21 protein-coding genes are annotated in these 20,913 nt (G+C 59.3%); all 21 read left to right on the top strand.

The window, feature by feature from the left end; translation table 11 throughout:
* The coding region (locus tag AACR77_RS07085) for a hypothetical protein (protein ID WP_231563074.1) at positions 1-223 on the top strand (223 nt) is incomplete at its 5' end.
* Positions 224-1,114 carry a hypothetical protein gene (locus AACR77_RS07080; protein ID WP_042878096.1) on the top strand — a complete coding sequence of 297 codons (891 nt, stop codon included), beginning with the start codon at positions 224-226 and terminating at the stop codon, positions 1,112-1,114.
* 2 nt (positions 1,115-1,116) lie between these two features.
* On the top strand, positions 1,117-2,814 hold the full coding sequence (locus AACR77_RS07075) for a terminase (protein WP_042878094.1): 1,698 nt from the start codon (positions 1,117-1,119) through the stop codon (positions 2,812-2,814).
* Positions 2,814-4,940, top strand: a complete 2,127-nt coding sequence (locus AACR77_RS07070) for a portal protein (protein ID WP_042878093.1) — start codon at positions 2,814-2,816, stop codon at positions 4,938-4,940. Before AACR77_RS07075 ends, AACR77_RS07070 begins: the two co-directional genes overlap by 1 nt.
* A 119-nt stretch (positions 4,941-5,059) precedes the next feature.
* Positions 5,060-5,428, top strand: coding sequence for a Gp49 family protein (locus tag AACR77_RS07065; RefSeq protein ID WP_052224730.1), 369 nt, complete (start codon positions 5,060-5,062; stop codon positions 5,426-5,428).
* 137 nt (positions 5,429-5,565) lie between these two features.
* Positions 5,566-6,495: a hypothetical protein gene (locus AACR77_RS07060; protein WP_042878091.1), complete on the top strand. Its 930-nt coding sequence runs from the start codon at positions 5,566-5,568 to the stop codon at positions 6,493-6,495.
* A gap of 72 nt (positions 6,496-6,567) precedes the next feature.
* Complete coding sequence (locus tag AACR77_RS07055) at positions 6,568-7,785, top strand: phage capsid family protein (RefSeq protein WP_042878089.1); 1,218 nt, start codon at positions 6,568-6,570, stop codon at positions 7,783-7,785.
* Between the two features lie 68 nt (positions 7,786-7,853).
* Positions 7,854-8,243: a hypothetical protein gene (locus tag AACR77_RS07050; protein WP_042878087.1), complete on the top strand. Its 390-nt coding sequence runs from the start codon at positions 7,854-7,856 to the stop codon at positions 8,241-8,243.
* A gap of 66 nt (positions 8,244-8,309) precedes the next feature.
* Positions 8,310-8,747, top strand: a complete 438-nt coding sequence (locus AACR77_RS07045; protein ID WP_042878086.1) for a hypothetical protein — start codon at positions 8,310-8,312, stop codon at positions 8,745-8,747.
* 2 nt (positions 8,748-8,749) lie between these two features.
* Positions 8,750-9,331, top strand: coding sequence for a hypothetical protein (locus AACR77_RS07040; RefSeq protein WP_042878084.1), 582 nt, complete (start codon positions 8,750-8,752; stop codon positions 9,329-9,331).
* 9 nt (positions 9,332-9,340) lie between these two features.
* A complete protein-coding gene (locus AACR77_RS07035; protein ID WP_042878082.1) occupies positions 9,341-10,018 on the top strand; it encodes a phage adaptor protein in 678 nt (225 codons plus the stop codon).
* 11 nt (positions 10,019-10,029) lie between these two features.
* Complete coding sequence (locus AACR77_RS07030) at positions 10,030-11,679, top strand: phage head spike fiber domain-containing protein (protein ID WP_042878080.1); 1,650 nt, start codon at positions 10,030-10,032, stop codon at positions 11,677-11,679.
* Positions 11,676-12,008 carry a hypothetical protein gene (locus AACR77_RS07025; RefSeq protein WP_042878078.1) on the top strand — a complete coding sequence of 111 codons (333 nt, stop codon included), beginning with the start codon at positions 11,676-11,678 and terminating at the stop codon, positions 12,006-12,008. The genes AACR77_RS07030 and AACR77_RS07025 overlap by 4 nt, the downstream gene beginning before the upstream one ends.
* Positions 12,005-12,175, top strand: a complete 171-nt coding sequence (locus tag AACR77_RS07020; RefSeq protein WP_154109893.1) for a hypothetical protein — start codon at positions 12,005-12,007, stop codon at positions 12,173-12,175. The genes AACR77_RS07025 and AACR77_RS07020 overlap by 4 nt, the downstream gene beginning before the upstream one ends.
* Positions 12,176-12,216: 41 nt before the next feature.
* Positions 12,217-13,875, top strand: coding sequence for a hypothetical protein (locus AACR77_RS07015; RefSeq protein WP_081999290.1), 1,659 nt, complete (start codon positions 12,217-12,219; stop codon positions 13,873-13,875).
* Positions 13,875-17,621 (top strand): phage tail tip fiber protein, encoded by a 3,747-nt coding sequence (locus AACR77_RS07010; protein WP_042878076.1) that lies wholly within the window; start codon positions 13,875-13,877, stop codon positions 17,619-17,621. The genes AACR77_RS07015 and AACR77_RS07010 overlap by 1 nt, the downstream gene beginning before the upstream one ends.
* Positions 17,618-17,977: a hypothetical protein gene (locus AACR77_RS07005; protein WP_052224729.1), complete on the top strand. Its 360-nt coding sequence runs from the start codon at positions 17,618-17,620 to the stop codon at positions 17,975-17,977. Before AACR77_RS07010 ends, AACR77_RS07005 begins: the two co-directional genes overlap by 4 nt.
* 74 nt (positions 17,978-18,051) lie before the next feature.
* Complete coding sequence (locus tag AACR77_RS07000; RefSeq protein WP_231563073.1) at positions 18,052-18,621, top strand: hypothetical protein; 570 nt, start codon at positions 18,052-18,054, stop codon at positions 18,619-18,621.
* Positions 18,622-18,631: 10 nt separating this feature from the next.
* Positions 18,632-19,006: a hypothetical protein gene (locus tag AACR77_RS06995; RefSeq protein ID WP_042878069.1), complete on the top strand. Its 375-nt coding sequence runs from the start codon at positions 18,632-18,634 to the stop codon at positions 19,004-19,006.
* A complete protein-coding gene (locus AACR77_RS06990) occupies positions 19,006-19,263 on the top strand; it encodes a hypothetical protein (RefSeq protein ID WP_042878067.1) in 258 nt (85 codons plus the stop codon). Before AACR77_RS06995 ends, AACR77_RS06990 begins: the two co-directional genes overlap by 1 nt.
* Positions 19,264-19,276: 13 nt before the next feature.
* Positions 19,277-20,890 carry a hypothetical protein gene (locus AACR77_RS06985; RefSeq protein ID WP_042878065.1) on the top strand — a complete coding sequence of 538 codons (1,614 nt, stop codon included), beginning with the start codon at positions 19,277-19,279 and terminating at the stop codon, positions 20,888-20,890.
* Positions 20,891-20,913: the final 23 nt, after the last annotated feature.

Genomic DNA, 20,913 nt, shown 5'->3' with positions numbered 1-20,913 from the left:
TCACAGTCTGGGGAATCCACAGCCGACCTACTGGACTATCTCGATGCACTGGAGCGATGCGGTGGTTAATGGCATTACCGTGACCGGGGTTGTTACTCAGGTGAGGGAGTATGACGGGAGTCAGGCCCTGGTCACCCTGAATACTGGCGTCTCTGTCGTAGTACCGGCTACCCATGAGCCTGTACCTGGTGATGCCATCGTCGAAGGCGAGTTATCTCTCTAAATGGCAAAGACCGACTGGGCACAGCTCAATGCAGAGTTCCTGCAGGAGCATGAAGCGACAGGCATCAGTGCGAAAGACTGGTGTGACAGCCGCGGCCTGAACTACAACTCGGCGCGTCGCTATGTGAAATCTCGGGGGCAATCCCCTGCACAACCTGAAAAATCTCGCGTAGCTGCGCAATCTGCGCAATCCGAAGTGCGCAAAACTGCGCAATCTGCGCAAAGTGCGCAACCCAAGGGGAATGAAGGCAAGGCCAAGAGGGGAGAGGGAAGAGGGGAAAGGTCATCCTCATCCACACAAACCCCTGACGACTCAGGCCAAAACCCGAAAAGAAAATCGGGGCGCCAGCCAGATGGCCGCTTTGGCGTGGGCAATCGTGAGTCCGTCGGCAACCCCGGCAACCCGAGCCCTGTCGCAAAGTGGAAGCCTGGCGATCGCCCTGCGCTGACCCACGGCGGTTACGCCCAGTTCCTCGATTCGCCTGAGCTGTTCGACCAGGCCGAGGAGCTGAGGCTGAGGGACGAGCTGATATTCACCCGGGCTCGCGTTATCTCTGTCACCAAGACCTTGAAGAACCTGCATCAGGATCTGCTAGATGCCACCGAGATGACCGACCGGATAGCGCTCTATGACAAGATCCTGAAAGCCGAGCAGGCCCTTGACCGCAACATTCAGCGGATTGAGTCCATCGAGCGCACCCTGAGCGCCATTCGTATCGATGAGGTGACCGGCCCCAAGATTGAGGCAGACACCAAGCGCATCAAGGCCGCCACCCGCAAGCTGACGGCCGAAGCCGATCGACTGGAGAAGGATGGCGGCAGCGATACCACCCCAGTGAGTGAGATGCTATCGGAGCTCCGCAAGATGGGCACCGGGGGGTTGATGTCGTGACAATGACCGAACTCGACATCTCCGCCATGACTGAGCAGGAGCAGATTGCTGGTATCCGCGAAAAGCTCAGCGATAAGTGGTGGCGGATGAACAACCTCTACATGATCGAGAACGAGCAGGGCCAGCTGGTGCGCTTTCGGCTGCGTCCGGCGCAGGAGCTGCTGTTCAAGACCATGTGGTGGCTGAACATCATCCTCAAGGCGCGTCAGCTCGGGTTCTCCACGGCAATTGATATCTATCTGCTGGATGAGGCGCTGTTCAACGACAACCTCAAGTGCGGGATCATTGCTCAGGACCTGGCTGCGGCGGGGGAAATCTACCGCACCAAGATTGAAGTGCCGTTCGATAACCTGCCCGGCTGGATCAAGGCTCAGTTCAAGGTGGTGACCCGGCGCGGCGGGAATAACGGTGGTTACATCCTATTCAAGCACGGATCCAGCATTCGCGTCGCCACCTCTTTCCGCTCCGGTACCGTCCAGCGTCTGCATGTGTCAGAGCACGGCAAGATCTGCGCCAAGTACCCTGAGAAGGCCAAGGAGGTGCGAACAGGCACCCTCAACGCCATTCATGAGGGTTCTGTGGCGTTCATAGAAAGCACCGCTGAGGGCGTTGGTGGCGACTTCCACTCCATGAGCATGAAGTCGCTGGAGCTGTCTCGCTCAACTGGTGAGTTGACCCAGCTGGATTGGAAGTTCCACTTCTTCGCCTGGTGGCAAGATCCCAAGTATCGCGCCGATGTTCCGGCGTCTGGTGTAGTGATGAGCAAGGCCCAGGCTGAATACTTCGCCGCGGTTGAGAAGGCCATGGGTTGCACCATCAGCGACGAGCAGCGTCAGTGGTATGTGCTGAAAGAGGGGACCCAGCGCGAGGAGATGAAGCAGGAGTACCCCAGCACGCCGCTGGAAGCGTTCCTGACCTCTGGCCGTAGGGTATTCGACCCCATCGCCACCATGGAGGCAGAGGGCGACTGCATGCCGCCTCTCATCGTCTATGACATGGATCCCGTTACCGGCAAGCGCGAGAAGGCCCGCAAGCCGGACAAACTGGACGAGCAGGGCCAGCGCTCCCTTGAAAACATGCTGTTGGTGTGGGAGTTGCCCGATCCCGATGATGATTACGCCATTGGCGCCGATGTGGCGGAAGGTCTCGAGCACGGCGACCGCTCCAGCTTTGATGTGATCGCCAAGAGTGACGGGCGCCAGGTGGCCCACTGGTTCGGCCATCTGGATCCCGGTCTATTTGCCCAGCTGCTGGCCCATGTCGGCAAGTTCTACGGCACCGCAGAGCATGGCCCCGCCTATATCGGCCCGGAGCGTAACAACCACGGCCACGCCGTCCTGCTCAAGCTGCGCGAGCTCTACCCTACCCGCCGCATCTACACCCAGGAGTATATCGACCGGGATCGGGATGATGAGACCCAGCGCCTCGGCTGGCTGACCACACGCCAATCCAAGCCGATCGTGGTGGATGGTCTCAAGGCCCTGCTGCGTGCAGGTCAGGCCGGGATCCGCTGGATAGGCACCATTTCCGAAGCAACCACCTACGTCTACGACAAATCCGGCAGCATGAACGCCCAGGAAGGCTGCTACGACGACCAACTGATGAGCTACATGATTGCCCAAGAGATGCGCGCCCGCATGCCTGCCCGCATCGTCAAACCCGAATCCACCCGTAAACCCAAGCATTGGATGGCCAACTGATGATCAACTCACAACCCAAAGCCCCCGATAAGGGCGGCCTCGATACGCAGAAGCTGCTCGCGCTGATGAGCGATATCAATGGCCAGCCAGACTGGCGAAGCCTTGCCAATCGCTCCTGTGCCTACTACGACGGCGACCAGCTGCCGCCCGAGGTGGTCAAGGTGCTCAAGGAGCGGGGCCAGCCCATCACCATCCATAACCTGATCGCCCCGACTATTGACGGCGTGTTGGGGATGGAGGCCAAGAGCCGCACCGATCTGATGGTTGTCGCTGATGACCACGACGACGAGCTCGAGCAACTGGCCGAGGCCGTCAACGCCGAATATTCCGACATGTGCCGCTTGGGCGGGCTGGATCGCGCCCGGGGCGAGGCATATGGCGGCCAGATCAAGACAGGATTGGGCTGGGTGGAGGTAAGCCGCCGTGGTGACCCGTTCGGCCCGCGCTACAAGTTCAGCAGCGTCCACCGTGACGAGGTGTATTGGGATTGGCACAGCCGTGAGCCAGATTTGAGCGACTGCCGTTGGCTGATGCGCCGCCGTTGGGTTGATCTGGATGAGGCCAAGACCATGTTCCCGAGCAAGGCTCAGGCGCTGGAGTGGGACATCAACGATTGGGCCGGTATGGTCAGCCTGACCGCCATAGAGGGGCTGGATCCCAACCTTGTCAGCGCCTATGACGAATGGAGCCAGTTCAGCGGAAAGGAAGTGGAATGGTGCAGCCGGGAGCGGGATCGCGTCCTGTTGCAGGTGGTCTACTACCGCACCTACACCATGCGTCAGGTGTTGATGCTCGACTCTGGCCGGGCGCTGGAGTTTGACAAGAGCAACCAGCTGCACCGCGCCGCCATTGCCAGCGGTCGCGCCAGGCTGGAACGCTGCCCGGTAGCCGTGATCCGCGAATCCTGGTTCGTCGGCCCCCATCATCTGGTCGATCGCCCCTGCACCGCCCCGCACAACATGTATCCGCTGGTGCCGTTCTGGGGGTACCGCAAGGACCGCACCGGCGAGCCGTATGGCCTGATTGCCCGCGCCATGCCGGCACAGGATGAGGTGAACCTGCGCCGCATCAAACTCACCTTCTTGCTGCAGGCCAAGCGCGTCATCATGGATAAGGACGCCACCAACATGAGCCGGGATCAGGTGCTGGAGCAGGTGGAGCGCCCGGATGGCTATATCGAGCTCAACCCTGACCGCGCCAACAAAACCAGCGTGAGCGACGCCTTCAAGGTGGAGCAGGATTTCAACGTGGCAGCCCAGCAGTTCCAGGTGATGCAGGACTCGGTGAAGCTCATTCAGGATACCATGGGCGTCTACGCAGCATTCCTGGGGCAGGGCTCGACCGGCCAATCTGGTGTTGCCATCAGCAACCTGGTGGAGCAGGGCGCGACCACCCTGTCGGAGATCAACGACAATTACCGGATGGGCTGCCAGCAGGTAGGGCAGCTGGCACTGGCCTATCTGCTGGAGGATATGGCCAGCAAGCGCAACTACAAGGTGACCGTCAATCGCGACGACCCGCGCCGCCGCAAGGCTGTGGTGATTAACGTGGAGCAGGAAGGGGGCAAGCTGACCAACGATGTGACCCGGCTGCGAGCCCATATTGCTCTGGCACCCATCCAGCAGACCGCAGCTTACAAGCAGCAACTGGCTGAGCGGATGACGCAAGCCATGTCCCAGCTGCCGCCAGAGGCCGCCGCTGCCTGCTTCGATTTGCTGGTTGAGCTGATGGATGTGCCGCGCAAGGCGGAGTTTGTGGAGCGGATCCGCAATGCCCTCAACATCCAGAAGGATCCGGAGGAGATGAGCGATGAGGAGCGCGCCGCCGCAGAGCAACAGGCCCAGCTTGCCCAGATGCAGCAGCAGATGGCCATGCAGGAGATGCAGGCCAAGCTGGCAGAACTGGAAGGCAAGGCCGCCAAGTGGCAGGCAGAGGCCCAGCGCATCACCAAGCTGACCGACTCCATCCGCTTCGAGGACGCCCTCAAGCAGGCTCAGACCGGCAAGACGTTGCAGGAGATGGAGCAGCTGGCAGCCCAGCAGCAGGCGATGCAGACCGAGCAGGCAGCCCTACAGGCCCAGCTGTTGGACGCCATTCAGCAGCAGATAGACGCGATCGCGCTCTGATAGTTGCTTTCCTAATCGCCCAGCGTTAGGATTTCTCCATCATGGCCCAGTCTTTCGAGATTGGGCCTTTTCATTTCCAGACCCGGCCATAGCGCCGGTTTTTTTATTTGGAGCAGGCCATGACTGACCGCCAGCAGATTGATGCCGAAATGGAGCGAGATATTGAGGCTCTCGGGCTGACCGCGCCGCGCGTTACACCTGACCAGATCGAGGCAATGATGCGCGGTGTTCGCTATGAGGTGCAGGTTGTTCCCGGCACCACAACCACGCTGGCCACCGCCATTGCTGCCAACGGCTTCACCCTGGCCATCGGCATGACCGCCTGCGCCGACCCGGCCAACTTCAATGCAGAGCTTGGCGCCAAGTACGCCATCAAGGATGCCGAAGCCAAGGCCCGCCAAGATCTGTGGAAGCTGGAAGGCTGGCGGCTCAAGTGCCACCTTGAAGAAATGAGCTGGACGCGAGTCGGTGGCCCAACGAATCCCTAGTGATAGACGACAGCAGCAGCCTTTGCCCGCCTTGTGCGGGCTTTTTTATGCCCAGCCCCAGCCGGGGAGTGCTTTCACCGAGAGCCTTCCCCCGCTTGGGCAGCGATACCACCCACTGAAAACCCACGAGGACGACCATGAATACAAGCATCGATAACCTGACCGGAACTGAAAGCCTGGACGAACTGGAAGCCATGCTGGCCGAGATTGAGCAAGCGCCCGATGTCGAGCTGGACAATGGCACTGACACCAAACAAACGGACGTAGAACCCGCGCCGTCGGCGGGCGAGGTGGCAGCCGGTAACGAACAAGCCGCAGCCAATCAGGTTGAGGAACAGGCCAGCGCACCTGAAAAGGTCGTTATGGCCAAGAACGGTCAACACACCATCCCGTATGAAGTGCTGGAACAGGCGCGCAATGAAGCCAAGCAGTTGCGTGAGCAGCTGGCTCAGTCGCAGCAGGCCAAGGCTGAGCGGGATAAGTTGCAGGCGCTGCTGGAGAAGAACGGGATCGACCCATCGGTTGACCCGGACGACATCAGCCAGGAAGAGCTGGAGCAACTGGCACAGGACTACCCGGATCTCGGCAAGCCCATTGCTGCCATTGCCCGCAAGCTCCAAAAGCTGGAGCCGCAAGCCGCGCCGCAACAGGTTCAGCCAGTCGCCAACCCGGTACAGGCCGCACTGCAGGCGGTACCTGACCTGGCCGCATGGCGTGACGGCGACCAAGACCGCTTCGATATGGCCCTCACTATCGATGACAAGTTGCAGGCCGATCCCGCGTGGAGCAACAAGCCGCTGGCGGAGCGATTCGCAGAAGTGGCTCGCCGCACCAAGCTGGCCTTTGGTGACGAGGTTGAAGCGCCTCCAGCCAAGGCCCCCGGCAAGGCGGCAGAGAAACCCGCTGATCACATCCCGTTCAGCCCATCAGAACTCGGCCAAACCCATCACGCACCAGCAACGGGTGTCGAGCGCTATGGCGCCATGTCTCAAACCGAACTGGTTGGTGAGCTTGGCGCTATGAGCGACGCCCAGATCGAGGCGCTGCTGGAGCAATCCGGGTTCTAACCAACAACCCCGTTTACATCAACCAACCCCGGCCACTGTGTCGGGGTTTTTGTTTTCATGTAGGAGAGGATCATGACCCAAGTCACCTCGGCGCAAGCCAACAAGATTTTGCAGGCCGCCCTGTTTACCGCGGCCAACCGTTCCCACTCGCTGGTGAACATGCTGACCGAAGAGGCCCCCAAGGGCGCCAAGGTCAACGGCGGCAAACAGACCAGTGCAGGTGCGCCGGTGGTTCGTATCACCGATCTGGCCAAGGTTGCTGGCGACACCGTTGATATGCAGCTGTTCCATCAGCTCTCTGGCCGCCCGACCATGGGCGACAAGAAGCTGGATGGGCGCCTCGAGTCCCTGTCCTTCGCTGACTTCGGTCTCAAGGTCAATCAGGCCCGTCACGGCGTTGATGCTGGCGGCAAAATGAGCCAGTCCCGCACCAAGCACGACCTGATCAAGACCGCCCGCGTGCTGCTGGGTGATGGCTACTACGGTCGCCTGGTTGATCAGCGCGGCTTTGCCCAGCTGGCAGGTGCCCGAGGCGACTACTCCGCGACCGATATCATTCTGCCGCTGGCGGATGACCCGGAATTTGCCGACATCATGATCAACCCGCTGACTGCGCCAACCTACGAGCGCCACTTCTTCGGTGGTGATGCGACCAGCTTCGAAGGCATCGACGCGGCTGACCGCTTCAATCTGGGCTGCGTGGACAACATGTCGCTGTTCCTGTCTGAGATGGCCAACCCCATCCAGCCGATCCGCATGGTCTCCGACCCGTCCGGTGGCGAGCCGCTCTACGTGCTCTATGTCACCCCGCGCCAGTGGCACGACTTCTACACCTCAACCTCCGGCAAGGACTGGCAGGCGATGCTGTCGGCCTCAATTGAGCGCAGTAAGGGCTGGAACCACCCCATCTTCCGCGGTGAAGGTGCGATGTGGCGCGGCATCCTGGTCAAGCCCTACAAGGGCATGCCGATCCGCTTCAACCAGGGCAGCGCCGTCAAGGTGTGCGCAGCCAACTCCGCGACCGGTGTGGAAGTGGACAAGGTTGCTGGTACCACCATTGACCGCGCCGTGCTGCTGGGCGGTCAGGCGCTGGCCAACGCCTTCGGCTCTGGCGAGCAGGGCGGCTCCTTCGGCATGCACGAAGAGAAAACCGACCATGGCAACAGCACCGAGATCTCCATCAGCTGGGTATCCGGCCTGCAGAAGATCCGCTTCAAGCAGCGCAACGGCAACGTTCAGGACCATGGCTGCATGGTGCTGGATACCGCAGTCAGCGCCGTCGGCCGCTAAGCCACCCACCCGAGCGAGGGGGGTGATACCCCCTCCTGTTTAAATCTGACCAGACAAGGAGCCATATCATGGCCAAAACTACCCTGCTCGCCCGAGCGTACCGCTGGTTTATTGGTTCGTTCGGCAACCTCTCTATCTCCCCGACCCTGGTGGCCAAGCTGGCGGCAGTGCCCTCCGGCGACGTTATTGCCTTTGGTGACAAGGTGGAGCCCAACCTGAAAGTGGTCGGCGCCACCCTCATCAGCGCCGGGCTGGGTGCCAGCACCACGCTGACAGTCACCGTCGGCTCGACAGTCATCATCAACGCCGAAGGCACGGCTACGGCGGTATCCAAGTATTTCCCGGTGGACGATCTGATGACGCTGCCCGACCAGGAGATCACCCTCACCGTCGGCGGCGCTGCGGCAACGGGCACGGTCAAGCTCAAGCTGCACTATGAGGTGATCGGCAACCTGTAAGGCTGCCCGTCACGCCATGCCCGGCCCAGTGCCGGGCTTTTTCATTTCTGGATTGGAGATATTGCCGTGAGCGACAAAATTGCCGTGGTTTATATCGGCGACAAGCCGAGCAAGAAAGACACCGTGACCGGATCCCGCCTGGTGTTTCCGCGCCACACGCCAGTTGATGTGGAGAGCCACATCGCCATGCAGCTGCTGGAGTTCCCCACCGTCTGGGTCAGCAAAGAAGCGCTGGCCGGCACGCTGGAGCGGCAGGAGACCATCGCACGAATGGAAGCGGAAGAGCAGGAGCGCCTTGCTGCCGAAGCTGCCCGCCTGGCCGAAGAGCAGAGCATGGTGGTCGGTGATATCGATCTGGCCAAGCTCACCTCTGCCCAGTTGGCGACCCTGATCGAAGGTGAAGATCTGGGTATCGAGCAGAAGGGGCCGCAGGAGAAGGTGGACGACTTCCGCGTTCGCGTGCGTGACGCCATGAAAGCCAAGGCCGCCAAGGCGGAGGGCTAAGCATGCAGATGGTACCCCGCGAGCAGTTCCTGCCTACCGTCAGGCTGCACATCACAGGTCCGCTCGAGATGCTGCTGGAAGAGGCCGTGACCGAGGCGGCAATCACCTTCTGCCGCGAATCCGAGCTGATCACCCTCGATCGCCTGCTGCCAAGTGCGGCTGCTGGCAGCCTTGAGGTGGTGTGCAATGTGGACGGGGTTACCTCCTGCAATGTGTTGCACCTCACCGGTGCTGATGGCGTGCCGCTGGACTCAGGGCGCGACTACTTCGCCATGTCGGCCAATGAGCTGAGCATCCTGACCGATCTGAGCAATGTGCGGATCTGGTACGTGGCTGCCCCGGTAAAAGGCGCAACCGAGCTACCTGCACAGCTCTACACAGACCATGCCGAGGCTATCGCCCATGGTGTGGCTGCGCTGCTCTATGCCCAACCGGATCGCCCATGGTCTGACCCCAAGCGGGCCAACTTCCATCGCGCCGAGTTTGTCGAGGGGTGGCGTCGTGCTGGCCGGTTCCGCAAACAGCACAGCGCCCCGACCCAAGTCGAATACTACAACCCGCCCCGCAAACACAGCTTTTTCTAAGGAGTCGCCATGGCTACCGTGCCTATTTCAACCATCATCAAGCGGGTTAACACCCTGCTGGTCGATCCGACCTTTACCCGCTGGCCCAAGCAGGAGCTGCTGGACTACTACAACGACGCCACCAAGGCGATCGTGCTGGTTCGCCCTGACGCTCACACCAAGAACGTTGAGTTTATCTGCGTAGCAGGCACCAAGCAGGCGCTGCCTGCCGACGCCCTGCGGCTGATTGAGGTGCTGCGCAACGCCAACGGCAAGGTGATCCGCTTTGTGCCGCGCAAGGCGCTGGATGACAGCTATCCCGACTGGCACTCCGGCAAGACGGCGACATCCGTTGATAACTACTGCTACGAAGAGCGCGACCCCAAGACCTTCTATCTGCACCCAGGCCCGGCCGCCGCGGTCAAGGTGGATGTGATCTACTCGGTCGCCCCGCAGTCCAAGCAGTTGGCTGATGTAGAGAACGCCAGCACCCCAGCCATGGCGGATCTGGATGATATCTACATCAACCCCATCATCGACTTCATGCTCTACCGCTGCTTCTCCAAGGATGCCGAGTATGCCGCCAACAGCAACCGCGCGGCAGGTCACTACAACGCATTCCTGCAGCAGCTTGGGGAGAAAACCCAGGCTGACGCCAACATGGAAGCCCGTCAGCAGGCTGGCTTTAACCGGGTGACAGGGCAGTAAGGGGCGCATAGATGGCTGGAGTGTGGAAGCGTGACGGCACTGTAGCCGTCAACAACGGCAGCAAGAAGGTGACCGGTACCGGAACCACCTTTGCAGATGCCAAGAACGGGGTGGCCAAGGGCCACCTTTTTTGTATGACCACCGGCACTACGGTTGACCTCTATGAAGTCGATTACGTGGTGTCAAATACCGAGCTGCATCTCGTGCAGGCTTTCCGTGGCACCACCGGCACCGGCAAGGCTTACGAGATCATCACCACCTTCTCTGACTCCATCCCGGAGTTTGCCCGCAAGCTGAACGCCTCCCTGTCCTACTACCAGAGTCAGTCGGACATGGTTCAGCAGTTGTTTACCAGCGATGCGGCAGAGATCACGGTAACCGCCCCGGACGGCACGACTCACAAGCTGATCCCTTGGAAGCGGGTGACCAGCGAGGGTGAAGGCCAGGCGGCCCGCGCCAAGGTGGAGGCTGACCGCGCCAAGACAGAAGCGGATCGCTCTGGCACAGAGGCAGACCGGGCAGCGGGGATTGTTGCCGCCGCTGCTCTGCCCCTGCCTGATGTGTGGGCACCGCTCTCTGACAGCCTGCGCATGATCACAGGATATGGGCGGGATGTGCTGGTTGGGTCGGATGTGGTGGCGCGGATGGTCAACTTTTCCCGAAACTCAACTGCAACCTATATCGGCAAGGATGGCTTACTTAAAACCGCAGCCGCTAATGAGCCGCGCTTTGAGAGAGAGGGGCTGCTGATTGAGGGGCAGAGCACAAATTTATGGTGGAACCAGAACGAGCCAGGTGTGTCCGTCATTAACGCCCAGCTGGAATCAGTAACATTGCCGACAGGTGTGGCTGGAAATGCATACAAATTGACGCCAAATCCAACAGGCTTTTCTTATGTACGCGCCTCATTCGCCCAGCAAACAGGCCAATTAACGTTGTCTTGTTTTGCTCGAAGAGCTGACGGCTCTAACGAAATGCCGACAATTTACACTGGTCATAGTGGCGCCCTGAGTGTAAAGGCTTCCGGCATTTATCTTGGAGCTGGTTGGTGGCGGATGTACACGGTAATGACCAACCCAGCTGGTAATACTGGGTTTGGTTTCGCAGCCACAACAATTGACACGATCCCTATCCACATTTGTTTCTTCCAACTGGAAGCGTTGCCGTTCGCCAGCTCATACATCCCAACCACCGGAGTCTCGGCAACCCGAGCGCCTGACAAGGCATGGATCCAAACGGCCGGAAATATTGCGGCATCGCCCTTCACGGTGGCAATGGAAGTCAACTTCAGAGGGGTTAACTCAACCAGCCGCTATGCTCGCCTGTTTACGTGTGGTCCAGGATGTTATGCATTTTTTACCGATACAGGGATTTATGGAAAATTCAACGCAGTATCACCTGTTACTGGGCTTTCATTAAACCCGATAGGTCGCGCAGTAAGCGGCATGGTCTTTAATGGGGCGACAGCCAAGTTGTTTAGCGCGAAGAAATTCGGGCCAGCATCAGCCATATCTGCGCTGACTGATGCAGATGTGTCTGGCGATCTTATCCTTGGCTCAACCACCACGCTCTCATCGGCCGACACTCTGTTTGGTCATATTCGTGATGTGAAGATTTGGCGCCGCACTCTTACTGACGATCAAATCAAGGCGGTAGCATGACCGACTTTATCGACCTAAACCTCAAGGCGGCCGATAAGGCCGCCATGACCAAAGCGCTTATCTCTGCTGGATTTATCAAGGACAGCGAAAGCGGCACCCTCTATCACCCCACCGCATCGCTGCAGCTGCTGCCGCCTGGTATGGTTACCCGCCCCACCGGCGAGGTGCAACTGGTCGATGGCATCGAGCTGGAGGTGCGCGAGCCAGTCCCTGGCTATCACGCCAACGTTCGCACCACTGACGCCGAACTGGCCGCCGCGCTGGCGCCGGTGACTGTCATCGTGGGTACGCCCCAGTATGTCTGGGCATCGAAACTGGAGGCATCATGATCGTTCGTCTCGAACCTATCACGGCGATCGTGGTCGCCGTGCTGCTGGGCTGGGCATGGAATACCGCCACGGCCCCCGGACCGGTCTGTCAAGTGCAGGAGGTTCACCAGGGAAAAACCATCCTAGTGCCGCGCCCCTGCGCAGAGGTGCTGCAGCCAGCCAAGTGAGCCTTGCCTCCTGGCGCTGTCAGCGTTAGGATTTACCCATCATGGCCCGCTCTATTCTGAGTGGGCCTTTTTGTTTCCTGCCCGCCGAGAATCCCATGTCAGCCATTGATATCGTCACCATGCGAGGAGTAACGCCGCGCGTGGAGCCTCACCTGTTGTCTGATGAAGTGGCCGTGGTGGCCCGCGACTGCCATTTTGATCACGGCGTTATCTCCCCCATCGAGGAGGATGCGAGCGCCGGTGTGGTGCTGCCCATCACGCCAACGACCCTGTTCCGCTATGGCGAGCACTGGTTTGCATGGAACAAGGTGGTTGAGGCCATGCGTTCACCTATCGCTCAGGATGAGTATCAGCGGGTCTACTACACAGATGGCGAATACCCCAAGGTGACCCATGCCCAGATAGCGACCGGTGGCAGTGCCAAGCCTACCGCCTGGTATCGGCTCGGGGTGCCTGCGCCCGGCGTTCCTGTTGGTATCAGCGCCATCACGCCGCCAGAGGGCGGCAAGGATGACGACATCACCGATGACGAAACCCGCTACTACGTTGACACCTATGTCACCGCTATGGGCGAGGAGGGGCCGCCCGGGCCAGCCAGCGGCAAGGTGGCAATCCCTATTCCTGAATCAACGGTGACGCTGGCGCTATCTCCTCCGCAGTCGCAGGATAACAACATCACCAAGCGCCGGATCTATCGGTCTGTCTCCGGTGGTGGCCTGGCTGATTACCTGCTGGTCGCAGAGCTGCCAATTGCGCAAGCCTCGTTTGTGGATGGCCTTGCCGATGGTGAGCTAGGCCCTGTGCTGGAGACCTACGATTACGCTCCGCCCCCTGCTGCCCTGCGCGGCTTGTGCCAGATGGCCAACGGCATGTGTGCTGGCTTTGCTGGCAACTCGCTCTATCTGTGCGAGCCCTATCTGCCCTATGCCTGGCCGGAGAAATACCGGCTCACCACAGAGCACGACATTGTGGCGATCGCCGCCATTGATACTGCGCTGGTGATTGGCACCAAGGGTTACCCCTATCTGGCTCAAGGCGTGAGCTCTTCCTCGGTAACAAACCAGAAGCTTAGCCACCTGCCGCAAGCCTGTATCAGTGCGCGCTCCATGGTGGCGATGGATGGTGTCGTGCTCTATGCGTCCCCTGACGGCCTGGTTGGTATTGGCGCCAGCGGTGGGCAGGTGGTGACCGAACAGGTGATCACCCGCAAACAGTGGCGGGCCATGAATCCTGAAACCCTGCGCGCCTGGCATCACGAAGGCAAGTACGTAGGCATGACCGATACCCACGCCTTTATCTTTGACCCCAAGTCTGGCGACCTGCGTGAGCTGACCAATCGCTGGGATGCGGCTGTTTCGGACATGGAGAGCGATAGCCTGTTTGTAGCAAAGGGGCGGGATCTGCATATCTGGCGCGGCGGAGAGACCGGTAATGGTCAGTTCGTCTGGCGCTCGAAGGTGTTTATGAATGTCAGCGGCACGGCTTATGGCTGCTGCCGGATCCTGTCGTCAGACATCACTCAGATCGGGATTAGGCTGTTCGTGGATAACCAGCAGGTAATGGAGCTATCACCCGGCAATCTGACTGTGAGCGCGTTCAGGCTGCCACCGGTGCGTGGCCGATGGTGGCAAATCGAGGTGTTCGGTACCGCTACGGTGCGGCGTATTACCCTGGCTGGCTCAATGGCGGAGTTGATGTAATGGCAAAAGCAGCATACCGGGCCGGACGAGATCAGGCCGCCACCGCCGAAAACGTCGAGCTGCTGACAGGGCAGCGCGGCAATAAGCTGGACAAGGCTGTCACGTTGCGCGAGCTGACCGCGCTGGGTCTGGCGACTCTGCGCCCTGGTGCTGGCGGCTCGTTCACCCCCGGCAAGAATCCGGACCTATTCCCCACCGGCACCTATGACAAACCTCACGCACCGGTCAATGTGCAGGCTAATGGCGCGTTTCATACCGTGGTTATCGACTGGGATGGGCCTAACTACCGTGGTCATGCCCATGCCGAGGTATGGCGAGCCGAGACTGATAGCCTGCCGGCCGCCACGCTGGTCGGTACCACATCGGCCAATGTGTTCTCTGACGCCATCGGCAAAGGGGCCACGTTTTACTACTGGGTTCGCTTCGTTAATGGCAAGGATGACGCTGGCCCCTTTAACGCCAACGGCGTGAAGGCCGAGACCAGTCGCGACGTACAGGACATCCTGGACGAGCTGCAGGGTCAGATTGATGAGAGCCATCTGGCCAAGGAGCTGCTAGACCCCATCAAGAAAGTGCCACAACTCTCCATGGATGTGGAGGCAATCAAGCCAAAGCTGGAGGAGGTGGATGTCTCCATCGGCTCAATCCAGAACAAGATCCCCAGCCTCGAGGGGGAGTTGGCGTCGCTGAACCAGAAGCAGCAGGAAAGCGAGGCGCTGCTCAAGGACGCACAGGACCAGCTTGGCAATGCCAGTATCGATATCGGGTTGGTTCAGGACCGCCTGAACGACAAGATCGACAAGTACAAGGGCGACTTTGACAGCTTCCGGGATGCGGTGTTCGAGGTTGATCCAGAGAATGGCAACATCACCATGGATGCGGTTAACGCCGTCCGTGAAGAGCTGCGCACCTCCATCACAGAGGTACACCAGTCGCTGGATGCCGTATCAGGGCAGATCACCAGCAAGGCGGATAATGTCACAGTTGATAGCCAAGGGCAGCGGATCACAGAGGCCGAGCAGCGTATCAACGGGCTCGACGCCAGCCTGAGCCAGACGGTGACCAAGGGTGAGTTCACCGAGGAGCAGAAGAAGGTTACCCAGATTGGGCAGGAGCTGAACGCCACCAAGGGGGAGTTGGCCCAGAAGGCGACGCAGCAAGAGGTTGATGAGCAGGGCGAGCGGCTGGCCAACGCTGAAAGCAAGTTGACGGTCCACACCGATGAGCTATCGAGCCAGGCACAGCGAATCGACGGGGTGCAGGCCACCGTGAAGCGGGGCGATGAAGAGCTGGATGCCAGGATCACCGAGTTGGCGCGCGTCACCGCTGACGCCGACGGCGTAACAGCCCAGCGAGTCAGCGGGCTGGAGGTGCGGACTGGTAATAACGAAGGCAAAATCAGCGCCCTAGAGGAAGTAATTGAGTCCAATGGTGGTGTCACTGCCGGGCGGCTTGATGAAATTAAAGCCGAGGTCGAGCTAGCCAATGACAAGGCTGATGGCGCTGGCGATGCTGGCCAGGCTGCCATTGATGCCGCACTGGCAGGGGATGAGCGAGACAGGGATAACCGCACAGCTTTTGGCGCTATTCGCACCCAACAGCAGGTGATCGTGAATGAGCAGGCCGCCCAAGCCAAGCGCATCACCGACATGGACGTCAAGTTTGAGGGGAAGGATGCGGACACTCAGGCTCGCATCACCGGCGTGGAGGAAGTATTTGCCGACGCCGATAGTGCGCTGGCCCAGCGCATTGATGATCTGAGCGCTTCGACGAGCGGGTCGTTTGGTGAAACCGCGGCAGCCATCAAGGAACTGGAGAAGGTATCGACCGACGCTGACAGCGCACTGGCACTGCGCCAAGATCAGATGCATGCCGAGCTGACCGATGCAGACAACGCCCTGAGCGCCGGGATTGCCAGCGAATCCGAGGCAAGAGCGACAGCTGATGAGGCTGTGTCTCGGCGAGTTGACGAGTTGACTGCCAACGTGGATGGCGAACTTGGCGACCTGAACGCCAGAGTGGCCCAAGAGGAGCAGGCGCGGGCAGATGGTGACGGCGCACTGGCAGAGCGGATCACCACGCTGGACGCCAGCGTAAAGGAGGGGGACGCCACTAACGCGGCCAGTATCTCCAGCCTGGAAAAGGTGGTTGTTGATACCACTCAGGCGCTGGCACAGCGGCAGGACAATATGGAGTCATCCATCGACCTTGGCGGTAAAACGGATGTCGAGGGCGCACTGGCAGGCGATGAGCGCGACCGGGAGAACCGCAAGGCGCGCGGCAAGATCATTACTCAGCAGCAAACGCTGGCCAATGCCCATGAGGCGCTGGCTAGAGATGTGACGCAGCTCACTGCGGATTACGAGGCGGATAGCGCCGACCTGCACAGCCAGATCACCGAGGAGCGGCTGGCGCGCAGTACGGCGGACGAGGCGCTGGCACAAAAGACCTCGGTGCTTGAGGCGCAGATAGAGGGGGTTGACCAGTCGCTGTCTGCCTCTATTGCCGAGGTGGCCAAGGCCAGCGCTGACGCAGACTCGGCCATGACCGAGAAGTTGAGCCAGCAGCAGTCTGCCATGGAGACGGCTGACGCTGCGCTATCCGGGCGCATCAACGAGGAGGCGACAACCCGGGCTGATGCCGTGGAGTCGCTTGCCAGCCAGATCAAGCAGGTTACGGCTGACTTCAAAAAGGGTGATGACTCTCTATCCGGGCAGATCACCACTGAATCAGAGGCGAGAGCCACGGCTGACGGGGCGCTTGGTAAGCGCATTGATACGGTTGCCGCTCAGGCTGGAGAGTTGGAGTCGGCAGTGCAGACCCAAAGCCAAGCCATCGCTGACCTGGAGAATGGTGCGGAAGCCATGTGGTCAGTCAAGGCTCAGGCTGGCGATATCAAGGCAGGGATCGGCTTGGTAGCCAAGAGTGATGGCTCCAGCCAGGTGATGGTGTCTGCCAGCCAGTTCTTTGTGTTCAACCCAAACAGCCCAAGCGCCACCGCCCCTCTGTTTGCCATCGATAACGGCCAGACGGTGATCGCCGAAGCCATCATTCGCAAGGCGACTATCCAGATCATCCACTCCGAGAAGATCACCGCCGACTATATCAAGGCTGGGGTGAGCATCAGCGCCCCGCTGATCACTGGTGGCCAGATCGATATGGGTAACGCCTTTATGTCTGGCGGCGCGGCAGGCTTTGGCAAGGGCGGCCCTTATGGCGGATGGGGATGGGGGTGGCACACCATCATTTACAGCGATGGCAGCCTCTACACCAACCGCCTCTATGCAGAGGGCGGCTATGTTCGCAATATGACTATCGGTAACTGCACGATAGATCAGAACTGCGTGGTTCTTGGCACTATTTATGCCGATCGGATTGTTGGTGATGTCACCAAGATGTTTACCCACAAGGGGGCGTTCACCATCCCTGCATACAACCGTGCCAGAAATCTGGTGCTAGTGCAGGGTGGCATAACCTTCAGCAGGCGTGTATCTGGGTCTGGCACCATTGGACTTAACCTGCATGTATACCTAAATGGTTCTCTTGTTGAGACGATCACAACAACTACAAACCTGCCAACCGGTGGTGATGTAAATCTTGCTGTTACAGTTATGCCGTTTATGGTTATTCCAGCCAACACTGATGCAACTATATCGTTTGCAACAAGCGCCTACGGAAACGGTTCGCTGACGGGGCCAGAGAACAACATAACATCAAGAGCCGTCTGGCTAATGGCATTGACATGAGTAAGGCAATCAACCGCATCGCCAGCGACACAGGCAACCCAAGGCTACCCGCCGAACTGCAAGACGCCATCCGTAACAGGGTGGCGTTTTTGTTTGTGCGTGGTGATGACGGCTTCGTGTTGAAGCCGGTCAGCGAGCAGGGAACTACCGGCGTGCTGGTATGGGTCGGCTGGGGTGATGGCGGGGCGCCAGAGCGCCACCTGCCGGAGGTTAAGCGGCTGGCCCGCATGATAGGTGCCCGCTGGTTGCGCTTTCACTCTGCGCGCAGAGGGTGGCTCAGGGTAGCGCCAAGAATGGGGTGGGTGCGTCAGCCAGATGATGCTGACGGGCTCTTTGTGTTTCAGATCAACTTGTGAGGTGAGCGATGGGCAAGGGTGGCTCTAACGAAATTCAGGAGACGGAAGCCCAGAGGGCGGCTGCAGATGTGGCCATGGAGCAGTGGCAGCTCTATAAAAACGACCTGCAGCAGTATGAGGACATCTTCATGGACAAGGTGGATGACCTCAACAACGAGAGCGAGTACGACAAGCTGGCTGGCACGGCCGCGCTGGGTACCGCTCAATCCTTTGGCGAGGCACGCGCCGGGCTGGCCGACTCTATGGCGGCAGGCGGTGTGGATCCGACCAGCGGCAAGTACCAGGCTGCCATGTCCAATCTGGAGACGGACCAGGCGCTGAGCCAGACCGACACCACCAATCGCGCCCAGTCCAGCCAGCAAGATAAGTATGTGGCTGGCCTCAAGGATGTGGTGAGCATTGGTGCTGGGCAGAAGGCTGAATCGCTGGCTGCCATGGGGGATGTGGCCAATACCAGCCTGCGCAAGGCCACCAGTGACGCCCAGAGCTCATTCCAGAGCCAACAGGCAACCGCTGGTCTGGTTGGTACGTTGGCGGGAGCTGGCACGGCGTATGGGCTCAAGGAGCTTAAGGCGCCAGCAACAACAACCGTGAGCAAGAAGATCAGCCCGACAGCCAGCGTGCTGCAAGGCAAGGGCTATTAAGGGGTAAACGATGGGATACGCCGCAGATACATTTGCACAGATCACCCGCGAGAGCTACCAGGACTGGAAAGACCGCTTCTACCCGAAGCAGAAGGAGCTGATGGAGCTGGCTACCAACGGCAAGTTGCTGCAGGAGCAGCTCGGCCGGGTGGATGAGAACAACGCCAACGCCCTGCGTTCTGCCCAGCAGGCTACGGCAAACCGCAATGCCCGCATGGGGGTGAGCAGCAACACCAACGACAACAGCCAGGGTTTGCGGGCTGCCCTGATGACGGCGGGCACTGAAAACGGCCTGCGCGAGCAGGAGCAGGCGCGCCAGATGGGGATCTTGACCGGCGCTGATGCCGGCCTGCGTGAGGCAATCAAAACTGGTGGAGGTATGTGATGGGGTACGGACTGCTTGATATTGGCGCCCAGACGCGCCAGCAGGGGATGATGGGGCTGCGTGATGCGGCCAATCGTGAGCAAGAGGTTGAGTCTGCCAACAAAAACCTCAAGACTGCCCGCAAAGGGCAGACCCTGAGCACTATCGGCACTGGTGCATCGATGGGGGCCATGCTCGGAATGGCTGGTTCGGTAGGCGGACCAGTAGGCGGGCTTATTGGTGCAGGCGTCGGATTTCTGGCTGACAGTTTGTTTTAAAGGGGAATGAGTGATGGGTGTATCAGGATTGGCAGAAGGCTTTCTGGCTGGCTTCAACACCATGGACCGCTATCAGCGCGGCCAGCAGGAAGAGATCCGGCAAGAGCGAGAGCTGGGGTTGCGTGATGCAATGGTGAAGCAGAACAAGGAGGATTCTGATCGGAGCTTCTCCCTCCGGCAAGCCGAGTTTGACAACATGGTTGGACAGCAGAAAACAGCCAAAGAGCAGTGGGGGCAGGAGTTTGGCCTCAGGCAGAAAGAGGCAGAGGGCATGCAGGCTTACCGCAATGCCAACTTGGGGCTCGCTCAGGCTGCGGAGGGGAGGGCCAAACAAGAGCATGACTGGCTGGTAAGTGAGAGAGTAAACCAAAAGCTTCTTGAGGATAGCCTGCCATTGATTGACTCTGCATTCCAAGCGAGATTAAGGGGCGAGGCGGATCCGGCAGGGTATGTTGACCTGATGAAGAACAAGGAGTTCCAGAAGGGCGGAGCCCTCTACCGGTTCAATTTTGACCGATACAGTGATAATCAGCACCTTCAGGCCGCTCGGCAAATCGTGCCGCAAATTTCTGGCCTGATGAAGGATATCGACTCTGGGAAATTGAGTTGGGGAAATGAGGATGCTCAGCGAGCCATTGTCCAACGCGTCAACTCGCCGGAAATCATTAGCCCATTAAATACCATCCTGGAGCAGGAGGTTAAGCGAGGTATTGGCGAGGTCGATGCGGCATCCGGTAAAAAAATCACAGATAAAGAGCTGACGCATGTCATTCCAACTCAAGATGGGCGCGGTGTCATGTATGGACTTAAGGTAACTTATGCTGACGGCAGCACTGCTGACAGCGTAGTGACCGAAGGTCGAAGCACGCAGCCAGGCGATCCGGTTAAAGTCTCAAAATGGGGGGATCTGATAAAGACGGTGTACCAGCGTAGCCAGATGTACCATCAGCTTAGTGGGGCAGGGCAAAACCGCGAGACACTAAACCGTGTTGGTCAGAGCCTTGGCTTAGTCCAACAAGCTGACTTGAAAGGTCATAAGCAGGCGAGTGTTGACTTGATCAAGGAGCTCAACAAAAACGTAGCGAATGTTCTCTCCAGTGATGCAGTGGGCAGTCTGGAAGAGAGGCAAGCACAAGCCAAACAACTACTCGCAAGTTACGAAGAAGACCAAGCCAAAATAGACAGCATCTATGGCGTCAGCAATGGTGCAGCGCCGGATGAATCATCTGGCGATACTCCTCAGGCAGGGGTTGCCTCGCAGTGGGCTAGCCAAGACCCAGTGAGAGCTGGAATTCTGGACGAGGCAAGACGCAACGGAATTCCTATCGACAGCGTGAAGGATTCGGCTCAACTTGACGCACTGTTAGCTGCATACAATAAGGCTAAGCAAGCATCCTCGACCGCCGGAAGGATCAGGGGAGAGACCGCAAAAACAGCCCCCAGAACAAGCCTCTCACAGGCTAACCATGACTCAAAGACACAGCGAGCCGGAGCCTACAGCCAAGAGCACAGAAAGCCTCTTGAAATGGAGTCTGGGGCATTGTCGCTGCGTGATTTAGAGTCACCTTTCAGCCTGCCATCTAACGACGCCTATGTGCCAGCATGGGCAAGGGGGCCAGCAAAATGATGAATGTTTTGTGAGCTACATGC

The sequence above is a fragment of the Aeromonas sp. ZOR0002 genome (assembly GCF_963866995.1).
GTDB classification, from domain to species: Bacteria; Pseudomonadota; Gammaproteobacteria; order Enterobacterales; family Aeromonadaceae; genus Aeromonas; species Aeromonas caviae.
The sequence above is the reverse complement of the archived record's forward strand: the minus strand, read 5'-3'. Positions and strand labels throughout refer to the sequence as shown.